Source organism: Pseudomonas sp. LAIL14HWK12:I1, from assembly GCF_003202095.1.
GTDB classification, from domain to species: Bacteria; Pseudomonadota; Gammaproteobacteria; order Pseudomonadales; family Pseudomonadaceae; genus Aquipseudomonas; species Aquipseudomonas monteilii.
Genome location: NZ_QJKG01000002.1, coordinates 319,041 through 340,133, shown reverse-complemented (window position 1 = coordinate 340,133; position 21,093 = coordinate 319,041). Strand labels below are relative to the sequence as shown.

General features: G+C 63.5%; 16 protein-coding genes. 5 read left to right on the top strand and 11 right to left on the bottom strand.

Translation table 11 applies throughout. The features are described from left to right. Window positions 1-139 precede the first annotated feature (139 nt). Both D906_RS06510 and D906_RS06505 read right to left on the bottom strand, forming a co-directional pair. Window positions 140-1,501 carry an aspartate aminotransferase family protein gene (locus D906_RS06510; protein WP_027614823.1) on the bottom strand — a complete coding sequence of 454 codons (1,362 nt, stop codon included), beginning with the start codon at window positions 1,499-1,501 and terminating at the stop codon, window positions 140-142. Between the two features lie 46 nt (window positions 1,502-1,547). Continuing rightward, entirely contained in the window at window positions 1,548-2,906 is a 1,359-nt protein-coding gene (locus D906_RS06505; RefSeq protein ID WP_019098657.1) for a glutamine synthetase family protein, read from the bottom strand. A 574-nt stretch (window positions 2,907-3,480) separates the two neighbouring features. Between D906_RS06505 and D906_RS06495 the strand changes: the two genes are divergently transcribed. Further along, window positions 3,481-4,857: a glutamine synthetase family protein gene (locus tag D906_RS06495; RefSeq protein ID WP_016712594.1), complete on the top strand. Its 1,377-nt coding sequence runs from the start codon at window positions 3,481-3,483 to the stop codon at window positions 4,855-4,857. An 89-nt stretch (window positions 4,858-4,946) separates the two neighbouring features. On the opposite strand, the gene argA is transcribed toward D906_RS06495, so the two are convergent. After that, complete coding sequence (gene argA / locus D906_RS06490; RefSeq protein WP_013974710.1) at window positions 4,947-6,245, bottom strand: amino-acid N-acetyltransferase; 1,299 nt, start codon at window positions 6,243-6,245, stop codon at window positions 4,947-4,949. A 123-nt stretch (window positions 6,246-6,368) separates the two neighbouring features. Next, on the bottom strand, window positions 6,369-7,511 hold the full coding sequence (gene argE, locus D906_RS06485) for an acetylornithine deacetylase (RefSeq protein ID WP_019098659.1): 1,143 nt from the start codon (window positions 7,509-7,511) through the stop codon (window positions 6,369-6,371). Between the two features lie 114 nt (window positions 7,512-7,625). Here argE and D906_RS06480 point away from each other — a divergent pair, with 114 nt between their 5' ends. Next, a complete protein-coding gene (locus tag D906_RS06480) occupies window positions 7,626-8,993 on the top strand; it encodes a CYTH domain-containing protein (RefSeq protein ID WP_019098660.1) in 1,368 nt (455 codons plus the stop codon). Window positions 8,994-9,094: 101 nt separating this feature from the next. Here D906_RS06480 and D906_RS06475 read toward each other — a convergent pair whose 3' ends face one another. Then, window positions 9,095-9,565, bottom strand: a complete 471-nt coding sequence (locus tag D906_RS06475) for an Lrp/AsnC family transcriptional regulator (protein WP_019098661.1) — start codon at window positions 9,563-9,565, stop codon at window positions 9,095-9,097. A 126-nt stretch (window positions 9,566-9,691) separates the two neighbouring features. On the opposite strand from D906_RS06475, the gene D906_RS06470 reads away from it, so the two are divergent. The 3 genes from D906_RS06470 to D906_RS06460 all read left to right on the top strand — a co-directional run bounded on the left by D906_RS06470 (window position 9,692) and on the right by D906_RS06460 (window position 12,170). After that, on the top strand, window positions 9,692-9,997 hold the full coding sequence (locus D906_RS06470) for a hypothetical protein (RefSeq protein ID WP_027614822.1): 306 nt from the start codon (window positions 9,692-9,694) through the stop codon (window positions 9,995-9,997). A gap of 96 nt (window positions 9,998-10,093) precedes the next feature. Beyond that, window positions 10,094-11,767: a GspE/PulE family protein gene (locus D906_RS06465; protein WP_019098662.1), complete on the top strand. Its 1,674-nt coding sequence runs from the start codon at window positions 10,094-10,096 to the stop codon at window positions 11,765-11,767. 88 nt (window positions 11,768-11,855) lie between these two features. Next, a complete protein-coding gene (locus D906_RS06460) occupies window positions 11,856-12,170 on the top strand; it encodes a DUF2388 domain-containing protein (RefSeq protein WP_019098663.1) in 315 nt (104 codons plus the stop codon). A gap of 94 nt (window positions 12,171-12,264) precedes the next feature. Here D906_RS06460 and gcvP read toward each other — a convergent pair whose 3' ends face one another. From gcvP to D906_RS06430, 6 genes are all read right to left on the bottom strand, one after another. After that, window positions 12,265-15,138 (bottom strand): aminomethyl-transferring glycine dehydrogenase, encoded by a 2,874-nt coding sequence (gene gcvP / locus D906_RS06455; RefSeq protein WP_027614821.1) that lies wholly within the window; start codon window positions 15,136-15,138, stop codon window positions 12,265-12,267. Window positions 15,139-15,330: 192 nt separating this feature from the next. Further along, window positions 15,331-15,714, bottom strand: coding sequence for a glycine cleavage system protein GcvH (gcvH, locus tag D906_RS06450; RefSeq protein WP_027614820.1), 384 nt, complete (start codon window positions 15,712-15,714; stop codon window positions 15,331-15,333). 51 nt (window positions 15,715-15,765) lie between these two features. Continuing rightward, window positions 15,766-16,848, bottom strand: coding sequence for a glycine cleavage system aminomethyltransferase GcvT (gcvT, locus tag D906_RS06445; protein ID WP_025752162.1), 1,083 nt, complete (start codon window positions 16,846-16,848; stop codon window positions 15,766-15,768). Window positions 16,849-16,971: 123 nt separating this feature from the next. Further along, complete coding sequence (locus D906_RS06440; RefSeq protein ID WP_027614819.1) at window positions 16,972-18,594, bottom strand: iron ABC transporter permease; 1,623 nt, start codon at window positions 18,592-18,594, stop codon at window positions 16,972-16,974. 162 nt (window positions 18,595-18,756) lie between these two features. Further along, the gene (locus D906_RS06435) at window positions 18,757-19,758 is read right to left on the bottom strand and encodes an extracellular solute-binding protein (protein ID WP_025752158.1); all 1,002 of its coding nucleotides are present in this window, start codon (window positions 19,756-19,758) and stop codon (window positions 18,757-18,759) included. Window positions 19,759-19,875: 117 nt separating this feature from the next. Then, complete coding sequence (locus D906_RS06430) at window positions 19,876-21,093, bottom strand: 2-octaprenyl-3-methyl-6-methoxy-1,4-benzoquinol hydroxylase (RefSeq protein ID WP_174244656.1); 1,218 nt, start codon at window positions 21,091-21,093, stop codon at window positions 19,876-19,878.

Here is a 21,093-nt window from a genome sequence, read left to right as displayed (position 1 = left end):
TCCGTTCAGCAGCCAGGTCCCGCAGTACACGCGTTTGGGCGACTGAAGCAGTCGCTAGTCTGGCAAGTTACAAGGCTCTGTTTCAAGGAAAGCAGGGCCTTGTAACGACTTAATGTCACATCGCTAGCCTAGCAAACTGTCAACGGATCGCTTCGAGCGTCAAGTCGAGGCACTTGCGGGCCTTTTCCACCAGTTCATCGATCTGCGCGTGGCTGATCACCAGCGGCGGGGCGATGATCATGGTGTCGCCCACTGCGCGCATGATCAGGCCATTCTCGAAGCAGAAGTTACGGCAGATCATGCCCACGCCCTTGCCTTCGTAACGGCTGCGCGTGGCCTTGTCCTTGACCAGCTCGATCGCGCCAAGCAGGCCCAGGCCGCGTACTTCGCCCACCAGCGGGTGGTCCTGCAGCTCACGCAAACGCTTTTGCAAATACGGTGCCGCTTCGGTGCGCGCCTTCTCGATAATGTGCTCGTCGCGCAGGATGCGCAGGTTTTCCAGGCCCACTGCAGCCGCTACCGGGTGACCCGAGTAGGTGAAGCCGTGGTTGAAGTCACCCCCTTCGCTGAGTACCTGGGCAACCTTGTCACGCACGATCACACCGCCCATGGGGATGTAACCGGAGGTCAGGCCCTTGGCGATGGTCATCAGGTCGGGCTTGAGGCCGTAGTAGTCGGAGCCGAACCACTCGCCGGTACGGCCGAAACCGCAGATCACTTCGTCGGCGACGAACAGGATGTCGTACTTGGCGAGGATCTCCTTCACCTTCGGCCAGTAGGTTTCCGGTGGGATGATCACGCCGCCGGCGCCCTGGATCGGCTCGGCGATGAAGGCGGCGACGTTGTCTTCGCCGACTTCGAGGATTTTCTTTTCCAACTGCTCGGCTGCCCACACACCGAACTGGTCCGGGGTCATGTCGCCACCTTCACCGAACCAATAAGGCTGCGGGATGTGCACGATGCCCGGGATCGGCAGGCCGCCCTGTTCGTGCATGCCGCTCATGCCGCCCAGGCTGGCACCGGCCACGGTGGAGCCGTGGTAGCCATTGAGGCGGCCGATGATGGTCTGCTTGTCCGGCTTGCCCTTCAGCGCCCAGTAGTGGCGCACCATACGCAGCACGGTGTCGTTGCCTTCAGAGCCGGAGCCGGTGAAGAACACATGGGTCATGCCTTCGGGCGCCACGTCGGTGATCGCCTTGGCCAGTTCCAGCGCAGGCGGGTGAGCGGTCTGAAAGAACAGGTTGTAGTACGGCAGTTCGCGCATCTGCTTTTCTGCCGCCTGCACCAGTTCTTCGCGGCCGTAACCGACCGCCACGCACCACAGGCCGGCCATACCGTCGAGAATCTTGTGCCCCTCGCTGTCCCACAAATGCACACCCTGGGCCTTGGTGATGATGCGCGGCCCCTTGGCTTTCAGCTGCTTGTAGTCACTGAAAGGTGCGAGATGATGCTCCCCGCTCAGGGTTTGCCATTCACGGGTTTGCGGGTTGTTGACGCTCATGTGCTTCTCCGTTGTTCGACAGCCGCGTCCTGCGGCACCAAGTTGATCAGACAGCAAACAGCAGGAACTCACGCTCCCAGGAACTGATGACTCGCTTGAAGTTCTCGTGCTCGGCGCGCTTGGTGGCGACGTAGCCGGTGATGAACTTCTTGCCCAGGTACTGCACCAGTGCACGGCTGTTTTCCATGCGTTCCAGGGCATCTTCGATGGTCAGTGGCAGGCGTAGGTTGCGGCGTTCGTAGCCACGGCCCTGCACCGGCGCGCTGGCATCGATGCCTTCGACCATGCCGATGTAGCCACACAGCAGGCTGGCGGCGATGGCCAGGTAAGGGTTGGCGTCGGCACCTGGCAGGCGGTTCTCGACCCGGCGGCTTTGCGGGCCGGCGTCCGGCACTCGCAGGCCGACGGTACGGTTTTCCTCGCCCCATTCCACGTTCACCGGCGCCGAGGTATCGGGCAGGAAGCGGCGGAAGGAGTTGACGTTGGGGGCGAACAGCGGCAGCGCCTCGGGGATGAACTTCTGCAGGCCACCGATGTGGTTGAGGAACAGCGCGCTCATGCTGCCGTCTTCGTTGCTGAAGATGTTCTTGCCGGTGGCCACGTCGACCACGCTCTGGTGCAGGTGCATGGCACTGCCCGGCTCGCCGGTCATCGGCTTGGCCATGAAGGTGGCGGCCACGTTGTGCTTGAGCGCCGCTTCGCGCATGGTGCGCTTGAACACCAGAATCTGGTCGGCCAGATGCAGCGCGTCGCCGTGACGGAAGTTGATTTCCATCTGCGCCGTGCCGTCTTCGTGAATCAGCGTGTCCAGGTCCAGCTGTTGCAGTTCGCACCAGTCGTAGACGTCTTCGAACAGCGGGTCGAATTCGTTGGCGGCTTCGATCGAGAACGACTGACGTCCGGTTTCCGGGCGGCCCGAACGGCCAACCGGTGGCTGCAGCGGGAAGTCCGGGTCTTCGCTGCGCTTGGTCAGGTAGAACTCCATCTCGGGCGCGACGATCGGCTGCCAGCCCTTGTCGGCGTAGAGCTTGAGCACTTTTTTCAGCACGTTGCGTGGCGACAGTTCGACCGGGTTGCCCTTCTTGTCGTAGGTGTCGTGGATCACCTGCGCGGTCGGCTCGATGGCCCAAGGCACCAGAAACACGGCCTTCTCGTCAGGGCGGCAGATCATGTCGATGTCTGCCGGATCGAGCAGTTCGTAATAGATGTCGTCGTCGACGTAGTCGCCGGTCACGGTCTGCAGCAGCACGCTCTCAGGCAGGCGCATGCCTTTTTCGGCGATGAATTTGTTGGTAGGCGAAATCTTGCCGCGCGTGATGCCGGTCAGGTCACTGATCATGCATTCGACTTCGGTAATCTTGTGCTCTTTCAACCAATCGGTGAGCTGGTCGAGGTTGTTACTCATAAATACCTCAGGAGGTAAGGTGGTCCACGCTCTGATTCTGGATGGAGTACATTGCTAAAGCAAAAACCCCCGCGCAGAGCCACAGTGGATACACTGAAAACAGCTGTGTCCGTAATGAGTTCGAAAGGCAGGAAGACGAAGCGAAGAGCGGCAAGCCGCTACGAGGGCGGGCCCGGGAGCGCCAAACGTCAATTATTGCGGCCAGGGCGGCCATGCCATTGACGAAGCTTGCAAAAACGGCGGAGATACCCGATGGCACTGCCCAGGCAGTGCTTTCAGGTCGCGGCAAGCGGACCATATGACCCTCGTATTATTGTGTTTTGGGTTGAAGCCGAGCTTAGCCTTGTTCATTTTTTTACACAACACCTCCGTAAAAAATAAAACACGGCGCGTCGGAGATAGCCCTTTACGCGGGAAATAGCGGATAATGGCTTGCCCCGATATGCAGCAAATCTGCCGTAGATGTGCCATTTCAGGGCATCATGGGGTTGGCTTGACATCAGTATGGCTTTTCGATTGACTGGTCCTGCAAGCCCCCCTTGATTGATATTTTTAACAACAAAGGTGTTGCATCATGTCGGTACCCCCGCGTGCCGTTCAGCTTAACGAAGCGAACGCGTTCCTTAAGGAACATCCTGAGGTTCTCTACGTTGACCTTCTGATTGCAGATATGAATGGTGTGGTGCGTGGCAAGCGCATAGAGCGCACCAGCCTCCACAAGGTTTACGAGAAAGGCATCAACCTGCCTGCCTCCCTCTTCGCCCTGGACATCAACGGTTCCACCGTCGAAAGCACCGGGCTGGGCCTGGACATCGGCGATGCTGACCGCATCTGCTACCCGATCCCTGGCACCCTCTCCAATGAACCCTGGCAAAAACGCCCGACTGCCCAGCTGCTGATGACCATGCACGAGCTGGAAGGCGAGCCGTTCTTCGCCGACCCGCGTGAAGTGCTGCGCCAGGTGGTGAGCAAGTTCACCGAAATGGGCCTGACCATCTGTGCCGCGTTCGAGCTGGAGTTCTACCTGATCGACCAGGAGAACGTGAACGGCCGCCCGCAGCCGCCGCGCTCGCCGATTTCGGGCAAACGCCCACAGTCGACCCAGGTGTACCTGATTGACGACCTCGACGAATATGCCGACTGCCTGCAGGACATCCTCGAAGGCGCGAAAGAGCAAGGCATCCCGGCCGACGCCATCGTCAAGGAAAGCGCCCCGGCGCAGTTCGAAGTCAACCTGCACCACGTGGCCGACCCGCTCAAGGCCTGCGACTATGCGGTACTGCTCAAGCGGTTGATCAAGAACATCGCCTACGACCATGAAATGGACACCACCTTCATGGCCAAGCCCTACCCGGGCCAGGCAGGCAACGGCCTGCATGTACACATTTCCGTGCTGGACAAAGATGGCAACAACATCTTCACCAGCGAGGATCCCGAGCAGAACGCCGCGCTACGTCACGCTGTCGGCGGTGTGCTCGAGACCCTGCCAGCGTCCATGGCGTTCCTCTGCCCGAACGTGAACTCGTACCGCCGCTTTGGCGCGCAGTTCTACGTACCGAACGCGCCGAGCTGGGGCCTGGACAACCGCACCGTGGCCTTGCGCGTGCCGACCGGCTCGCCGGACGCCGTGCGCATCGAGCACCGCGTGGCCGGTGCCGACGCCAACCCGTACCTGATGATGGCTGCCGTGCTGGCGGGCGTGCACCATGGCCTGACCAACAAGATCGAGCCGGGTGAGCCGATTGAAGGCAACTCGTACGAGCAGCTGGAGCAGAGCCTGCCGAACAACCTGCGCGATGCCCTGCGCGAGCTGGACGACAGCGAGATCCTGAACAAGTACATCGATCCGAAGTACATCGACATCTTCGTCGCGTGCAAGGAGAGCGAGCTGGAGGAGTTCGAACACTCGATCTCCGACCTCGAGTACAACTGGTACCTGCATACCGTGTAAACAAAAACGCCGCCCCCAAGGGCGGCGTTTTCGTTCAAGATCGGTGTCGCCTGCTTCGCGGGCGAGCCCGCGAGGAGGCCGGTACAGGCTTACAGAGGCTTCTCGAAGATTTTCGAATTGCGCTGGTAGTTGTACAGCGAAGCCCGCGCCGCTGGCAGCCGCTCGACCCCGCTCGGCGCAAACCCGCGTTCGCGGAACCAGTGCGCGGTACGCGTCGTCAGCACGAACAGGGTGTTCAACCCCAACTGCCGCGCCCGGCTTTCGATGCGCTCCAGCAGCTCGTCGCCACGCCCGCCATGTCGGTACTCCGGGTTCACCGCCAGGCACGCCAGTTCACCGGCGTCGGAGTCGGCAATCGGGTACAACGCCGCACAGGCGATGATCATGCCTTCGCGCTCGACCACGCTGAACTGCTCGATCTCCCGCTCCAGCACCTCACGCGAACGGCGCACCAGAATGCCCTGCTCTTCCAGCGGGCTGATCAATTCCAGCAAACCGCCCACGTCCTCGATGGTCGCCTCGCGCACCACTTCGAACTGCTCCTGCGACACCAGCGTGCCGCCACCGCCACGGGTGAACAGCTCGGTCAGCAAGGCGCCGTCCTCGGCATAGCTGACGATATGGCTGCGCGCCACGCCGCCTTTGCAGGCTTCGGCCGCGGCATCCAGCAATTCGCCCTGGTAATCACTGCCCAAACGCTGAAGATGTGGGGCAACCTGCTGTGGGCGCAGCTCGCGCACCAGCTTGCCATCTGCATCCAGCAGCCCCGGCTCTGCGCCGAACAGCAGCAGCTTGTCGGCGCCCAGCTCGATGGCAGCGCGGGTGGCCACGTCTTCGCAGGCCAGGTTGAAGATTTCACCGGTGGGCGAGTAGCCCAGCGGCGACAACAGCACGATGGAGCGCTCGTCGAGCAGGCGGCTGATGCCCTTGCGGTCGACCCGGCGCACTTCGCCGGTGTGGTGGTAGTCCACGCCTTCGAGCACGCCGATCGGCCGCGCCGTGACCAGGTTGCCGGACGCCACGCGCAAGCGCGAGCCCTGCATGGGCGAAGCGGCGATGTCCATCGACAGGCGTGCCTCGATGGCCAGGCGCAGAGCGCCGACGGCATCGATCACGCAATCCAGGGTGGCGGCATCGGTGATGCGCAGGCCACGGTGGTAGTGCGGGGTCAGGCCGCGATCAGCCAGGCGGCTTTCGATCTGCGGGCGCGAGCCATGCACCAGCACCAGGCGCACGCCCAGGCTGTGCAGCAGCACCAGGTCGTGGACGATGTTGCCGAAATTAGGGTGTTCCACCCCATCGCCAGGGAGCATGACCACGAAGGTGCAGTCGCGATGAGCATTGATATACGGGGAGGCATGACGCAGCCAGTTGACGTAGTCGGGCATGACAGGGCCTGTGGATAAGTGGACGGAGAACGGCGGTACAGGGGCGTTCAGGATCATCGTCGGAACAGGCTTGCGGTCACGCGCGGTCTCCTCTAGGCAGGAACGAATCAGCTCAATGGACGTTTAGTTCAGGCAATAGTGCCGGATCAGGTCACGCAATAGACGCACGGTAGGCTCGATTCGTGACATTTCAAGGTATTCGCCGGGCTGGTGGGCACAGGCGATGTCGCCAGGGCCCAGCACGATGGTCTGGCAGCCCAGCTGCTGAAGATAAGGCGCTTCGGTGCCGAACGCCACCGCTTCGGCGCGGTGGCCGGTCAGGCGCTCCGCCACTTGCACCAGCTCGGCATCGGCGGCCTGCTCGAACGGCGGCACCTCCGGGAACAGCGGCGCGTAGTCGATGCGCACATCATGGCGCTCGGCCACCGGCACCAGCTTCTCGCGGATGGCGGCGCGCAACTGCTCCACGTCCATGCCCGGCAACGGCCGCAGGTCGAACTCCAGGGCGCACTGGCCACAGATGCGGTTGGGGTTGTCACCCCCGTGGATACAGCCGAAGTTCAGGGTCGGCGTCGGCACTGTGAACTGCGGGTTGCGGTAGGTTTGCTGCCATTGCTGGCGCAGGCCCATCAGTTCGCCCATTACCGCGTGCATGGCCTCCATGGCGCTGCGGCCCAGGTTTGGGTCCGACGAATGGCCGCTGCGTCCGAGGATGTCGATGCGGTCCATGAGGATGCCCTTGTGCATGCGGATCGGTCGTAGCCCGGTCGGCTCGCCGATTACCGCCGCGCGGCCCAGCGGCTGGCCGGCTTCGGCTAGGGCGCGGGCGCCGGACATGGAGCTTTCTTCGTCGCAAGTGGCGAGGATCAGCAGCGGTTGCTTGAAGTCGTGCTCCAGCAGCGGGATGACGGCTTCGATGACCAGGGCGAAGAAGCCCTTCATGTCGCAGCTGCCCAGGCCGACCCAGCGGCCATCGACCTCGGTCAGCTTCAGTGGGTCGCTGGCCCACAGCTGTTCGTCATAGGGCACGGTGTCGCTGTGCCCCGCCAGCACCAGGCCGCCCGGGCCTGTGCCACGGCTGGCCAGCAGGTTGAACTTGCCGGGGCTGACCTGCTGGATGTCGCACGTGAAACCCAGGTCGCCCAGCCAGCCGGCCAACAGGTCGATGACCTGGCGGTTGGACTGGTCCAGCGCGGGCTGGGTGCAACTGACCGAAGGCGCGGCGATCAAGGCGGCAAACTGGTCTTTCAGCGTCGGCAACGGCATGCGCATACTCCTCGGAAGCGTTGCCCATCATAGGACTATCCGCTGTCTGGAATAAACCGTTGGCGGCGGACTGCTGTAGACTCTGCGTCAACCACGCCCCCCTTCGAGTCTGTGATGCACAAAGAAACCGAACTGAAGCTCCGCGCCAGCCGCGAGACCCTTGCCGCCCTGCGCGAGCACCCTCTGCTGAAAAAGCGCAACAAGTCCGGCTGGCAGACCCGCGAACTGCTCAACCAGTACTTCGACACCCCCGAGCGTGAGCTGTCCGCCGCCCGTGTTGCCCTGCGCCTGCGCCGCGACGGCGACGCCGTCATCCAGACCCTCAAGTGCCGCGGCACCAGCGTGGCTGGGCTGTCCGAGCGCAACGAGTACGAGTGGAACCTGGACAAGGTCAAGCTCGACCTGAAGAAGCTGGACGCCACCTGCTGGCCCGAGCAACTGGCCAACCTGGACAAGAAAACCATCAAGCCGCTGTTCACCACCGACTTCAGCCGTGAATACGCCGAAATCGCCTGGGGCCGTGGCAAGAGCAAAGTCGTGATCGAGGCTGCGTTGGACCAGGGCTTCGTGATCGCCGGCAAGCGCAAGGAAGAAATCTGCGAGCTGGAGCTGGAACTGCGCGAAGGTGAACCGCAAGCCCTGCTGGAGCTGGCCGCCGAGCTGGCCGCCAGCCTGCCCCTGATGCCCTGCGACATCAGCAAGGCCGAGCGTGGCTACCGGCTGCTGGAGCCGGACAGCTACGAGCTGGGCCTGCCGCACACCGAGCTGGACGCCGAAATGGCCGTGGACGATGCCTACGCCGCCCTGGCCTGGCAACTGCTGGGCAGCAGCCAGCGTCTGGCCGAGCAATACCGCCACAACGGCCACTGGCGCCTGCTGCAGGACTGGGTCGAGTGCCTGAGCGAGCTGCGCGCCATCACCGCCAGCCTGGGCCAGGCCGCGCCACGCGCCACTACCCGCGACCTGCGCAGCAGCCTGGACGCCCTGCTGGAAGACTGGCGCCCGCTGGTACAGGCCGGCAACGATGACGAAGACATCCGCCGCGCCGCGCCCGAGCAGTTCGCCGAAGAGCTGGAAGACGTGCGCTGGGGCCAGTTCTCGCTGGAAACTTCGCGCTGGCTGCTGGCCCGCGCCTGGACTGCCGAGCGCAAGGGCCGTGGCGAGCGTCAGGGCAAGGCGCAGCTGGCCAGCTGGCTGGGACACCTGCTAGGCGAGGAAGGCCGTGCGTTGAAGCTGCCGCTGTACACCCAGCGCCCGGAAGACCTGGCCGAGCAATTACCACGTATCGAACAGCTGCTGGCCTGGCTGCACCATGCCCGCCAGGCGCTCGAAGCGCCGCAGATGGACCGCCTGTATGGCGACCTGAAGAAGCTGCATGAGCTGGCTGAGCTGCCGATCAGCGATGAAGTGCTGGAGGCGCGTATCGAGCAGGCTCGGGCGGTAGACCAGAGCCGCGGCTGGAAGCATCTGCTCAAGGCGTGATAGCGCGTCGCCTTCTTCGCGGGCTCGCCCGCTCCCACAGGTACAGCGCAGGCCTCAGGCTTGGCGCAATACCTGTAGGAGCGGGCATGCCCGCGAATGCTTCAACGCGACAGTGGCAGGCTGGTGGTGGATTTGATCTCCGATAGTGCCACAATCGAATTCACTTCCTGAATACCCGGCACGTTCGACAGCTTTTCGAAGAAGAAGCGCTCATAGGCCTCGATGTCCGATGTGACGATCCGCAGCAGAAAGTCCACCGACCCCATCAGCACATAACACTCCAGCACCTCCGAGAACCCGCGAATCGCCTCGGTGAACTCGGTGAAGTTGGAGCGCCCGTGCGCATTGAGCTTCACCTCGGCGAAAATCTGCGTGTTCAGGCCGACCTTCTTGCGGTCCAGCAAGGTCACCTGCCCACGAATCACCCCCTCCTCCTTCAACCGCTGAATGCGCCGCCAGCACGGCGATTGCGACAGCCCCACACGCTCGGCGATCTGCGCGCTGGACAGCGAAGCGTCTTCCTGTAGCAACTCAAGAATGCGACGGTCGTAGGCATCCAGCTCGCTTTGCATTGATGATTCTCCAAATGGGTAATTTTCGAATAGATTTATTCGACAAATCCAAAAAACCACCAAATCATAGCGAAAAAATACCGCCCTCAACGTGCAAGAATTTCTCCCACATTCGCGGAGACCAGCATGAACGCACAACCTCGTACCGACACCTGGGCCGCCAGCAACGCCCACAGCACCGTGCACTACAGCCTGCAAGCGGAAGCCGAGCCCGACAGCCTGTGCCGGGTGCTCAACCTGTTTGCCCTGCAGTTCCTGACGCCGCACAGCGTGCAGGTCAGCCAGCAGGACGACTGGCTGAATATCGAAGTCGGCATTGGCGGGCTGAGCTGGCACCGGGCCGAGGTGATTGCGCAGAAACTGCGTAACCTGGTATGTGTGGGCGAAGTGAGCCTGACCAACCAGCAACGGGTGGAACTGGCGGTGGTCTGACAGCCACAGCAAAATCCCGAAACCCTTCAGCTTCGGTGCACCTCCCCCATCCGTCTAGCCTTGGTCAGGACTCCCTCATCAGGCACGGACGCCAACATGCACTCTCCCGAAAATCCAGCACTCGACCTCAAGCGCGTGCTCGCAGCCCTGCTCGCCGACCAGCACCTGCACGCCAACGACACCCTGCAAGTCCTCGAACACGCAACCGCCCACCCGGCAAGCCACCCGCTGGAGCTGATCGCCGCCTGCGGACTGCAAGACCGCCAACACCCCGGCCAGGTTCTGGACCTGGACCGCCTCTGCCAATGGCTGGCCGGCAAGGTCGGCCAGCCCTACCTGCGCATTGACCCCATGCAGCTCGACCTGCCCCAGGTAGCCGGCCTGATCTCCCCGGCCTTCGCCCAGCGCCACGGCATCCTCATTGTCGCCGCCGACGCGTCCAGCATCACCGTCGCCAGCGCCCAGCCCTACCAGGATGACTGGCAGGCAGACCTGGCCCGCAGCCTGGGCCGGCCAATCCGCCGCGTGCTGGCCAGCCCGGCGCAGATCCGCCAGTCAGGGCAATCGTTCCAGCGCTTGGCGCAGTCGGTGAAAGGCGCGCAACACCAGCAGTCGGCCAGTCTGGGCGAGCTCGAACAGCTATTGGAGCTGGGCAAGCGTCAATCCGAGGCCAGCGCGGACGACGCGCACATCGTGCATATCGTCGACTGGCTGCTGCAGTACGCCATCGAGCAACGCGCCAGCGATATCCACCTGGAGCCACGCCGCGAACAGGGCCAACTGCGCTACCGCATCGATGGCCTGCTGCATACCGTTTACACCTTTCCCGCCAATGTCACCCTGGCGCTGGTGAGCCGCCTGAAACACCTGAGCCGCATGGATGTCGCAGAAAAGCGCCGGCCACAGGACGGTCGCCTGCAAAGCCGGCAGCCGGGCGGCGGCGAGGTGGAGCTGCGGCTGTCTACCCTGCCGACCCCGTTCGGCGAAAAACTGGTACTGCGCCTGTTCGACCCGCACCAGGTGCACGAGGGCTTCGACCGCCTCGGCCTGGAAGGGCCGCAACTGGCCCGCTGGCAAAGCCTGCTGCGCCAGCGCCAGGGCATCATTCTGGTCACCGGCCCCACGGGTTCCGGCAAGACCAGCACGCTGTACGCCAGCCTCAAGCTGCTGGCCACGCCACAGGTCAACCTGTGCACCATCGAAGACCCGATCGAACGCCTGGAACCCGCCTTCAACCAGTTGCAGGTGCAGCCCGCGCTGGACCTGGGTTTTGCCAACGGGGTGCGCGCCATGCTGCGCCAGGACCCGGACATCATCATGATCGGTGAAATCCGCGATCGCGAAACCGCGCTGGTGGCAGTGCAGGCAGCCCTGACCGGGCACCTGGTATTGTCGACCCTGCATACCAACGATGCCTGTTCGGCCATCACCCGCCTGCAAGAGCTGGGTGTGGCCGATTACCTGATCAAGGCGACCCTGGTCGGGGTCATGGCTCAGCGCTTGGTGCGTACTGTGTGCACCGACTGCCAGGCCCATGCATCAGCAACCTGCCGAACCTGCCGTGGCACTGGCTTTCACGGGCGCACTGGGTTGTTCGAACTGCTGCAACCCAGCGAAAACCTGCGCGCCTTGATTGGCCCGAACGCCGATCTGACCGATCTACGGCGCCAGGCGCTGGCCGATGGACTGATTGACCTGCGCCGTTGCGGGGAGGCCAAAGTGGCTAGCGGGCAAACCCGCCCAGAGGAAGTGCTGCGCGTCTGCACCTGACGAAAAGTCCTTTGTATTCAAGGAACTTGCCTCACCGGAAAAGATCCAACGGCGCATCTTCAACCCTCACCCTTCGAGGTGTTTCAACATGCGTCTCAAAACCGCCATCGCCGCCGCTGCCTTGCTTTCTCTGCCTATTGGCTCGGCCATGGCCGATACCTTTTGGCGTAACGTGATGACTTCCGGTGCTACCACGGCATCGAGCTACCTGACCTCGCACGATCACAAGCTGGTAGTAGCGGCACAGGATGATGCCGGCAGCTTCGTGGCCAGCGAAGGCGCCATTCGCGGGCCGTTTCTGGAGGCGGCGTTGAAGCAGGTGCGGGCGGAGAACCCGGGGATGCAGGCTTCTGACATGGAGCTGGCGAATGCCATCCTGGCCAAGAATGCGGTAGCCGAATAACCGCGTCGCCCGCTCCCACAGGGATCGCGCGAGGTTTGAGCCCTGTGCAATTCCTGTGGGAGCGGGCATGCCCGCGAAGAATCCAACACCGATTTTAGCGATACGCCTCCACCGGCACACACGAACAGAACAGGTTCCTGTCCCCATACACGTTGTCGACCCGGTTCACTGCCGGCCAGTACTTGTGCTGGCGCACATGCGCACTGGGCGCCACCGCCTGCGCCAGGGTATAGGGCCGATCCCACACCCCCAACACATCTTCCAATGTATGCGGCGCATGCTTGAGCGGGTTGTTTTCCGCCGGCCAGTTGCCCTCCTGCACCTCGGCAATCTCCGCACGAATCGCCAGCATCGCCTCGACAAACCGGTCCAGCTCGGCCTTCGACTCACTCTCGGTCGGCTCCACCATCAGCGTGCCCGGCACCGGGAATGACATGGTCGGGGCATGGAAGCCATAGTCCATCAGGCGCTTGGCCACATCCTCTTCACTGATGCCGGTCTGCGCTTTCAGCGGCCGCAGGTCGAGGATGCACTCGTGCGCCACGCGCTGGTTGCGCCCGCGATAGAGCACCGGGAAGGCACCGCCCAGCTGGCTGGCCAGGTAATTGGCCGAGAGAATGGCCACCTCGCTGGCATCAGCCAACTGCGGCCCCATCATGGCGATGTACATCCAGCTGATCGGCAGGATGCTCGCGCTGCCCCAAGGGGCGGCGCTGACCGCGCTGTTGTTCGGGTCCAGGCCAGCCACCGGCACCACCGGGTGGCTGGCGACAAACGGCTTGAGGTGCGCGCGAATGCCGATCGGCCCCATGCCCGGGCCACCACCGCCGTGGGGGATGCAGAAGGTTTTGTGCAGGTTCATGTGCGAAACATCGGCCCCAATGTCCGCCGGGCGCGCCAGGCCTACCTGGGCATTGAGGTTGGCGCCGTCCATGTACACCTGGCCGCCGTACTGATGCACCACCTCGCAGATTTCCCGAATGCCTTCTTCGTACACACCATGAGTCGATGGGTAAGTGATCATCAGGCACGACAAGCGCTCGCCAGCTGCGTGGGCCTTGCCCTTGAGGTCGGCCAGGTCAACGTTGCCATGGTCATCGCAATCAACGATCACCACCTCCATGCCGGCCATCTGCGCCGAAGCCGGGTTGGTGCCGTGGGCTGACGAGGGAATCAGGCACAGTGTGCGCTGTGGCTGATGGCGGCTGTGATGATAGCGGGTAATGGCCATCAGCCCGGCGTATTCACCCTGGGCACCGGAGTTGGGCTGCATGCAGATGGCATCGAAACCGGTAATCGCGCACAACCAGCTTTCCAGCTCGTCGATCATCGCCTTGTAGCCCGTGGCCTGCCCTGCCGGGGCAAACGGGTGCAGCTGCGCAAAACCGGGCCAGGTGATAGGGATCATCTCGCTGGTGGCATTGAGCTTCATGGTGCAGGAACCCAGCGGGATCATCGACTGGTTCAGCGCCAGGTCCTTGTTCTCCAGCTGTTTGAGGTAGCGCAGCATTTCGGTTTCGCTGTGGTGCTGATTGAACACCGGGTGCGCGAGGAAAGGTGTACGCCGCACCAGGTTGGCAGGGATGCCTTCAGGCAGGGCCAACTGGTCGAGGGCGGCAATTTCCAGGCCGTGATCCACCCCCGCGAAAATGTCGAGCAAGCGCAGCACCGTCTGTTCGTTGCAGGTTTCGTCCAGGCTCACGCCCAAGTGCCCACGGCCGAGGATCCGCAGGTTGATCTGCGCAGCTTCGGCGCTTTCGATGATGGCCGCCTGGGCCCCGCCAACATCCAGGGTAAGGGTATCGAAAAAGTGCTGGTTGAGGCGCTTGATGCCTTTGGCCTCAAGCCCTGCCGCCAGGATAAAGGTCAGCCGATGCACACGCTGGGCGATGCGTTGAAGACCTTCCGGGCCGTGGTACACCGCATAGAAGCTGGCAATGTTGGCCAGCAGCACCTGGGCAGTGCAAATGTTGGAGTTGGCCTTCTCGCGGCGGATATGTTGCTCGCGGGTTTGCAGGGCCATGCGTAGCGCGGTGTTGCCACGGGCATCGCGCGACACGCCAATGATACGCCCCGGCATGGCCCGCTTGTAGTCGTCCCGGCAGGCGAAGTAGGCCGCGTGGGGGCCGCCGTAGCCCATCGGCACGCCAAAGCGCTGGGTCGAGCCCAACACCACATCGGCACCCAGCTCGCCGGGCGGTGCCAGCACTACCAGGCTGAGCAGGTCGGCGGCCACGCAGGCCAAGGCCTGCTGGCTGTGCAACTGGTCGATCAGCGGGCGCAGGTCGCGCACTTCGCCGTGGGTGTCGGGGTACTGCAACAAAGCACCGAACACCGCGTGTTTGCCAAGGTTGTCCACAGCGTCGACGATCAGCTCGAAGCCAAAGCCTTCGGCGCGGGTCTTCAACACTGACAAGGTTTGCGGGTGGCAGTGCTCGTCGGCAAAGAAGGCGTTGCTCTTGTTGCGCGCCACCCGCTTGGCCAGGGCCATGGCTTCGGCGGCAGCGGTCGCTTCGTCAAGCAGCGAGGCATTGGCCAACGCCAACCCGGTGAGGTCGATGACCATTTGCTGGAAGTTCAGCAGCGCCTCCAGGCGGCCTTGGGCGATTTCGGGTTGGTACGGCGTGTAGGCGGTGTACCAGCCGGGGTTTTCCAGCACGTTGCGCAGGATGACCGTAGGGGTGATGGTGCCGTGGTAGCCCATGCCGATCAGGCTGGTCCACACCTGGTTCTGTTCGGCGTAGGCGGCGAGCTTGGCCAAAGCGGCCTGTTCGTCCAACGCTGGCGGCAGGTCGAGGGGGCGGTTGAGGCGGATGTCGGGGGGGACGGTCTGCTCGATCAGCTCACTGCGGGTGGCAATACCCAGGGCGTTGAGCATGGCCTGCTGCTCTGCGGCATCGGGGCCCAGGTGGCGACGCAGGAAAGGGTTGAGCTCTTGCAGTTGATGCAGGGATGGCGACTGTGACATGACGACGCTCTCTTCCTAGACCGGGTCTCATGGAGACTTATAAGTCTAGGAAGGGATCGGGGATGCTGCGGGAAAACTTGTTTGCAGGCCCGGCCTCTTCGCGGCTAAAGCCGCTCCTACAGGGATCGCACCGGCTTTGGCTGCGGCGCAGTTCCTGGGAGCGGCTTTAGCCGCGAAGCAGGCGACGTGGTCTTACTCGCCGATAGCAGCGGCGTAACCGGCAGCATCCAGCAGCTTCTCCAGCTCGGCCGGGTTGCTTGGCTTCAGTTTGAAGATCCACGCACTGTAAGGCTCTTCGTTGAGCTGCTCCGGGCTGTCGGCCAGCTCTTCGTTGACCGCAATCACTTCGCCACCGATCGGGGCGTAGATGTCCGAAGCGGCTTTTACCGACTCGACCACACCAGCAGCGTCGCCTGCAGCGAACACCTTGCCAACTTCGGCAAGCTCGACGAACACCACGTCACCCAGGGCTTGCTGGGCGTGGTCGCTGATGCCCACGGTCACAGTGCCGTCGGCTTCCAGGCGAGCCCACTCGTGGCTTTCGGCAAAACGCAGGTCAGCGGGGATATTGCTCATGTGTTGAATTCCTCGATTGGCTCAGCGGTACGCCCGCCGGTTAAAAATGGTTCAGATCAGGATCTTGCCGTGGCGCACGAAGGTCGGTTTGACGACCCGCACCGGGTACCACTTGCCGCGAATTTCCACCTCGGCCCGGTCGCCGGTGGCCATGGGCACGCGCGCCAAGGCAATGGACTTGCTCAGCGTAGGCGAGAAACTACCACTGGTGATCTCCCCTTCGCCAATCCCGGCTACGCGCACCACCTGGTGGGCACGCAGCACGCCGCGCTCTTCCAGCACCAGGCCGACCAGTTTTTCCTGCACGCCGTGCTCGATTTCCGCCAGCAGGCCGCTGCGGCCGATGAAGTCGCGCTCGGCCGGCTCCCAGGCGATGCTCCAACCCAGGTTGGACGTCAGCGGTGTGTGGGTTTCATCGATATCCTGGCCGTACAGGTTCATGCCGGCCTCCAGGCGCAGGGTGTCGCGGGCGCCAAGGCCACTGGGCGCGATGCCAGCGCCGACCAGGTCGTTGAAGAAGGCTACGGCCTGCTCACCCGGGAAGATGATCTCCAGGCCGTCCTCACCGGTATAGCCGGTGCGGGCAATGAACCAGTCGCCTTCGCTGACGCCCTCGAACGGACGCAACTCGCGGATGAGTGCAGCGCGCGCAGGGCTGAGCAGCGCTGCGACTTTTTCGCGGGCATGTGGCCCCTGAATGGCGAGGATGGCCAAGTCGGGCCGGACCTGGAAGTCCACGGCAAAACCGGCTCGCTGCTGCTGCAACCAGTCAAGCACCTTGGCACGGGTGGCGGCATTGGTGACCAGACGGTAGCCGCTTTCTGTGCGGTAGACGATCAGGTCGTCAATAACCCCGCCCTGCTCGTGCAGCAACGGGCTGTACAACGCCTTGCCGGTGTCGTCGAGGCGGGCCACGTCGTTGGCCAGCAAGCGCTGCAGCCAAGCGGTGGCGTCGCTGCCGTCGACATCGATCACGGTCATGTGGGAAACATCGAAAACGCCGCAGTCACTGCGCACCTGGTGGTGCTCCTCGACCTGCGAGCCATAGTGCAGGGGCATGTCCCAGCCACCGAAATCGACCGTTTTGGCGCCTAGCGCCAGGTGCAGGTCATACAAAAGCGTGCGCTGTCCCATGGGTTTCTCCTTCCGGGCGTGGCGAAGCGGCGGCGGTCGATGACGTTGGTCGTCAGCTCTTGTTGTAAGGACCCGCCGCGCGAATGCCGCGCATTGTAGCCGCAAGGTCGCAAGCTGGCACCCTCAGTGACTGTGACCGGGTCGACGCGCCGAACGGCGGATCAGGCCGATGACCGGCAGCAGGCCCACCAGCACCAGCGTCAATGCTGGCAGCGAGGCGCGCGCCCACTCGCCCTCGCTGGTCATCTCGAATACCCGAACGGCAAGGGTGTCCCAGCCGAACGGTCGCATCAGCAAGGTGGCCGGCATTTCCTTGAGCACATCGACGAACACCAGCAGCGCGGCACTGAGCGCGCCCGGGACCAGCAACGGTAGATACACCCTGAAAAACAATCTCGCGCCACCGACGCCCAGGCTGCGGGAGGCCTCGGGCAGTGACGGGCGAATACGTTCCAGGCTGCTCTCAAGCGGCCCGTAGGCCACTGCGATGAAACGCACCAGGTAGGCCAGCAGCAGCGCCGAGAGGCTGCCCAGCAACAGCGGCTTACCGGCCCCGCCCAACCAACTGGACAGCGGGATCACCAGGTGGTTATCGAGGTAACTGAAGGCCAGCATGATCGACACGGCCAGCACCGAGCCTGGCAAGGCATAGCCCAGGTTGGCCAGGCCGACCCCGGCGCGAATGCCACCGGTCGGTGCCTGGCGGCGGGCAAAGGCCAGAAGCAGCGCCACGCACACCGTCACCAGCGCTGCCATGCCACCCAGGTACAGGGTGTGCAGCACCAAGCCGACATAACGCTCGTCCAGGTCGTGTCGGCCACGCAGCCAGAACCACGCCAGCAGCTGCAGCAGCGGGATGACGAAGGCGCAAGCGAACACCAGCAGACACCAGCCGCTGGCCAGCAGTGCCTTGAACCCACGTAGGTGATACAGCGCCTGCGCGCGCGGACGTTCGTTGCCGCTGCGGCTGGCACCGCGGGCACGGCGCTCGCCGTACAGCACCAGCATGACCGCGAGCAACAGCAGGCTGGCCAGTTGGGCGGCACTGGAAAGGCTGAAGAAGCCGTACCAGGTCTTGTAGATCGCGGTGGTGAAGGTGTCGAAGTTGAACACCGCCACCGCGCCGAAGTCGGCCAACGTTTCCATCAGGGCCAGGGCGACGCCGGCACCGATGGCTGGCCGCGCCATGGGCAGGGCCACGCGCCAGAACGCTTGCACCGGTGACAGCCCCAATACCCGTGCCGCTTCCATCAGGCCCTTGCCTTGGGCCAGGAAGGCCGTGCGCGCCAGCAGGTAGACGTAGGGGTAGAACACCAGCACCAGGACGATGATCACCCCGCCAGTGGAGCGCACCCGTGGCAGGCGCATGGGCCCGAATACCTCGCGCAGGGCGCTTTGCACCGGGCCGGCGAAATCCAGCAGGCCGACAAAGACGAACGCCAGCACGTAGGCCGGGATGGCGAATGGCAACATCAGCGCCCAGTCCAGCCAGCGCCGGCCGGGGAACTCGCAGAGGCTGGTGAGCCAGGCGAGGCTGACGCCCAGCACGGTGACGCCGATGCCGACGCCCACCACCAGCGTCAGCGTGTTGCTGAGCAGACGGGCCATCTGGGTGTCGAGCAGGTGCGACCAGATTTGCGTATCGATCGACTGCCAGGACAGCAGCAGCACGCTCAAGGGCAACAGCACCAGGGCGGAGATCAGGGAGACCGGGAGGTACCAGCGGCGTTGGAGGGTGTGGGGCAAGTTGACTGTCTCTGTGGCTGATTTGCGACCGCTTTGCGGTCGTTCGCGGGCAAGCCCGCTCCCACACGGACCGCACAAGGTCTGGACTCTGTGCAGTTCCTGTGGGAGCGGGCTTGCCCGCGAAAGGGCCCTCGCAGGCCCCGGAAGGATAAGGCCTGGCGCTTAGTTGTAGCCAGCGCGATCCATCAAACGAATGGCTTCAGCCTGGCGCTTGCCGGCGATTTCCACAGGAATGGTATCGGCCTTGAAGCTGCCCCAAGCGGCCACTTCCTCCGATGGCTTCACCTTCGGGTTGGCCGGGAATTCCTGGTTGATGTCGGCGAACAGTTTCTGCGCCTCTTCGCCGGTCATCCATTCCACCAGCTTTTTCGCGGCCTCCGGGTGCGGCGCGTGCTTGGTCAGGCCGATACCCGACAGGTTCACATGCACACCACGGTCTCCCTGGTTGGGCCAGAAGATCTTCACCGGCAACTTCGGGTTCTGCTTGTGCAGGCGGCCGTAGTAGTAGGTGTTGACCACCCCCACGTCGCACTGGCCGGCCTCGATGGCCTGGATCACCGCGTTGTCGTCGGAGAACACGTCGGTAGACAGGTTGTTGACCCAGCCTTTGACGATTTGCTCGGTCTTGGGCTCGCCATGGGTTTCGATCAGGGTGGCGGTGAGCGACTGGTTGTACACCTTCTTCGCCGTGCGCAGGCACAGGCGGCCTTCCCACTGTTTGTCGGCCAGGGCTTCGTAGGTGCTCAGCTCTTCGGGTTTGACCCGCTCGGTGGAGTAGATGATGGTGCGCGCGCGCAGGCTCAGGCCAGTCCAGTCATGGGACGAGGCGCGGTACTGCGACGGGATGTTCTGGTCGATGATGTCGGACTTGATCGGCTGCAGGATGCCCATCTGCTCAGCCTGCCACAGGTTGCCGGCGTCGACGGTCAGCAGCAGGTCGGCCACGCCGTTTTCGCCCTCGGCCTTGATGCGCTGCATCAGCGGGGCTTCCTTGTCGGTGATGAACTTGATCTTGACCCCGGTCTTGGCGGTGTAGGCATCGAACACCGGCTTGATCAGCTCGTCGATGCGCGAGGAGTACACCACCACTTCGTCCGCCGCCTGGGCGGCGCCGCCGAACAGGGTCAGGGCCAGGGCGGCCAGTAGGGGCTTGCGTGGCAACATGTGAAGCACTCCTCGGATCGTTTGAGAGGTGCAAATGGTAGTGAATCCCATTTTCTGGCTCATCTACCTAGCCGTTACCGGATGTTGCAGAGGGGCCGCTTTGCGGCCCCAACAATCTCAAGCCTTGGCCAGTTCCGGCAGGTCCCCGGAAAGCCCCAACGCTTGCCGCACAAACACCGCTTTGGCCTCTGGCATCTTCTCCACCAGCTTCAACCCGCTATTTCGCAACCAACGCAACGGCAGCGGATCAGCCTGGAACAACCGCTCGAAACCTTCCATGGCCGCCATCAACGCCAGGTTGTGCGGCATGCGCCGCCGCTCGTAGCGGCTCAACACCTTCACATCTGCCAGCCGTTCACCACGCTCGCAGGCATTGACCAGCACCTCGGCCAGCACCGCAGCATCCAGGAAGCCCAGGTTCACACCCTGCCCGGCCAGCGGGTGAATGGTGTGCGCGGCATCGCCGATCAATGCCAGGCCTTCATCCACATAGCGCTTGGCGTGGCGCTGGCGCAGCGGCACGCACACCCGAGGGTCGCCCTGCAGTACATCACCCAGGCGCCCCTCGAAGGCGCGCTCAAGGGCCTGCAAGAAGGCCGCTTCATCCAGCGCCATCAACTGCTCGGCATGCTCTGGCGTGGTCGACCACACAATCGAGCACCAGTCGTGCTGGCCGTTGCGGGTCAACGGCAGGAACGCCAATGGCCCTTCATCGGTGAAGCGCTGCCAGGCCGTGCCCTGGTGCCCGGCGCTGCAACGCACGCTTGTCACGATGGCATGGTGCAGGTAATCCCACTCGCGGGTTTCGCAGCCGGCCAGGCGCCGCACGGCCGAATTGGCGCCGTCGGCCGCGATCACCAGCGGCGCACGCAGCTGACGGCCATCAGCCAGGGTCAGCAGCCATTCGTCACCCGAGCGTCGAAGTTGCTCCAGACGCGCGTTGGGCAACAGGCCTATGTCACTGTCGTGCAGGCGCTCCAGCAGGCCGTCCTGCACCACCCGGTTCTCGACGATATGGCCGAGCACCTGTGCATGCACACTGGCGGCCGAGAAGTGGATCTGCCCAGTGCCACTGCCGTCCCACACATGCATGTCGGAATACGGTGTGGCACGCCGTTGGGCAATGCCGTCCCAGGCGCCAAGGCGTTCGAGAATACGCTGGCTGGCCGCCGAAAGCGCACTGACACGCGGCTCGAACGGGGCTTGCGCATCGAATGGCTTGACCGTGAGCGGCCCGCCATCGAGCAAGAGGATTTGCAGGCCACTGTGGCGCAATGCCAGGGCCAGGGCGCTGCCGACCATACCGGCACCGACAATCAACAGATCTGCACGCAT

Excerpts from the sequence above, each read along its gene's own strand:
- D906_RS06510 (WP_027614823.1), bottom strand. The coding sequence starts at position 1,501 with ATGAGCGTCAACAACCCGCAAACCCGTGAATGGCAAACCCTGAGCGGG.
- D906_RS06505 (WP_019098657.1), bottom strand. The coding sequence starts at position 2,906 with ATGAGTAACAACCTCGACCAGCTCACCGATTGGTTGAAAGAGCACAAG.
- D906_RS06495 (WP_016712594.1), top strand. The coding sequence starts at position 3,481 with ATGTCGGTACCCCCGCGTGCCGTTCAGCTTAACGAAGCGAACGCGTTC.
- argA (WP_013974710.1), bottom strand. The coding sequence starts at position 6,245 with ATGCCCGACTACGTCAACTGGCTGCGTCATGCCTCCCCGTATATCAAT.
- argE (WP_019098659.1), bottom strand. The coding sequence starts at position 7,511 with ATGCCGTTGCCGACGCTGAAAGACCAGTTTGCCGCCTTGATCGCCGCG.
- D906_RS06480 (WP_019098660.1), top strand. The coding sequence starts at position 7,626 with ATGCACAAAGAAACCGAACTGAAGCTCCGCGCCAGCCGCGAGACCCTT.
- D906_RS06475 (WP_019098661.1), bottom strand. The coding sequence starts at position 9,565 with ATGCAAAGCGAGCTGGATGCCTACGACCGTCGCATTCTTGAGTTGCTA.
- D906_RS06470 (WP_027614822.1), top strand. The coding sequence starts at position 9,692 with ATGAACGCACAACCTCGTACCGACACCTGGGCCGCCAGCAACGCCCAC.
- D906_RS06465 (WP_019098662.1), top strand. The coding sequence starts at position 10,094 with ATGCACTCTCCCGAAAATCCAGCACTCGACCTCAAGCGCGTGCTCGCA.
- D906_RS06460 (WP_019098663.1), top strand. The coding sequence starts at position 11,856 with ATGCGTCTCAAAACCGCCATCGCCGCCGCTGCCTTGCTTTCTCTGCCT.
- gcvP (WP_027614821.1), bottom strand. The coding sequence starts at position 15,138 with ATGTCACAGTCGCCATCCCTGCATCAACTGCAAGAGCTCAACCCTTTC.
- gcvH (WP_027614820.1), bottom strand. The coding sequence starts at position 15,714 with ATGAGCAATATCCCCGCTGACCTGCGTTTTGCCGAAAGCCACGAGTGG.
- gcvT (WP_025752162.1), bottom strand. The coding sequence starts at position 16,848 with ATGGGACAGCGCACGCTTTTGTATGACCTGCACCTGGCGCTAGGCGCC.
- D906_RS06435 (WP_025752158.1), bottom strand. The coding sequence starts at position 19,758 with ATGTTGCCACGCAAGCCCCTACTGGCCGCCCTGGCCCTGACCCTGTTC.
- D906_RS06430 (WP_174244656.1), bottom strand. The coding sequence starts at position 21,093 with ATGCGTGCAGATCTGTTGATTGTCGGTGCCGGTATGGTCGGCAGCGCC.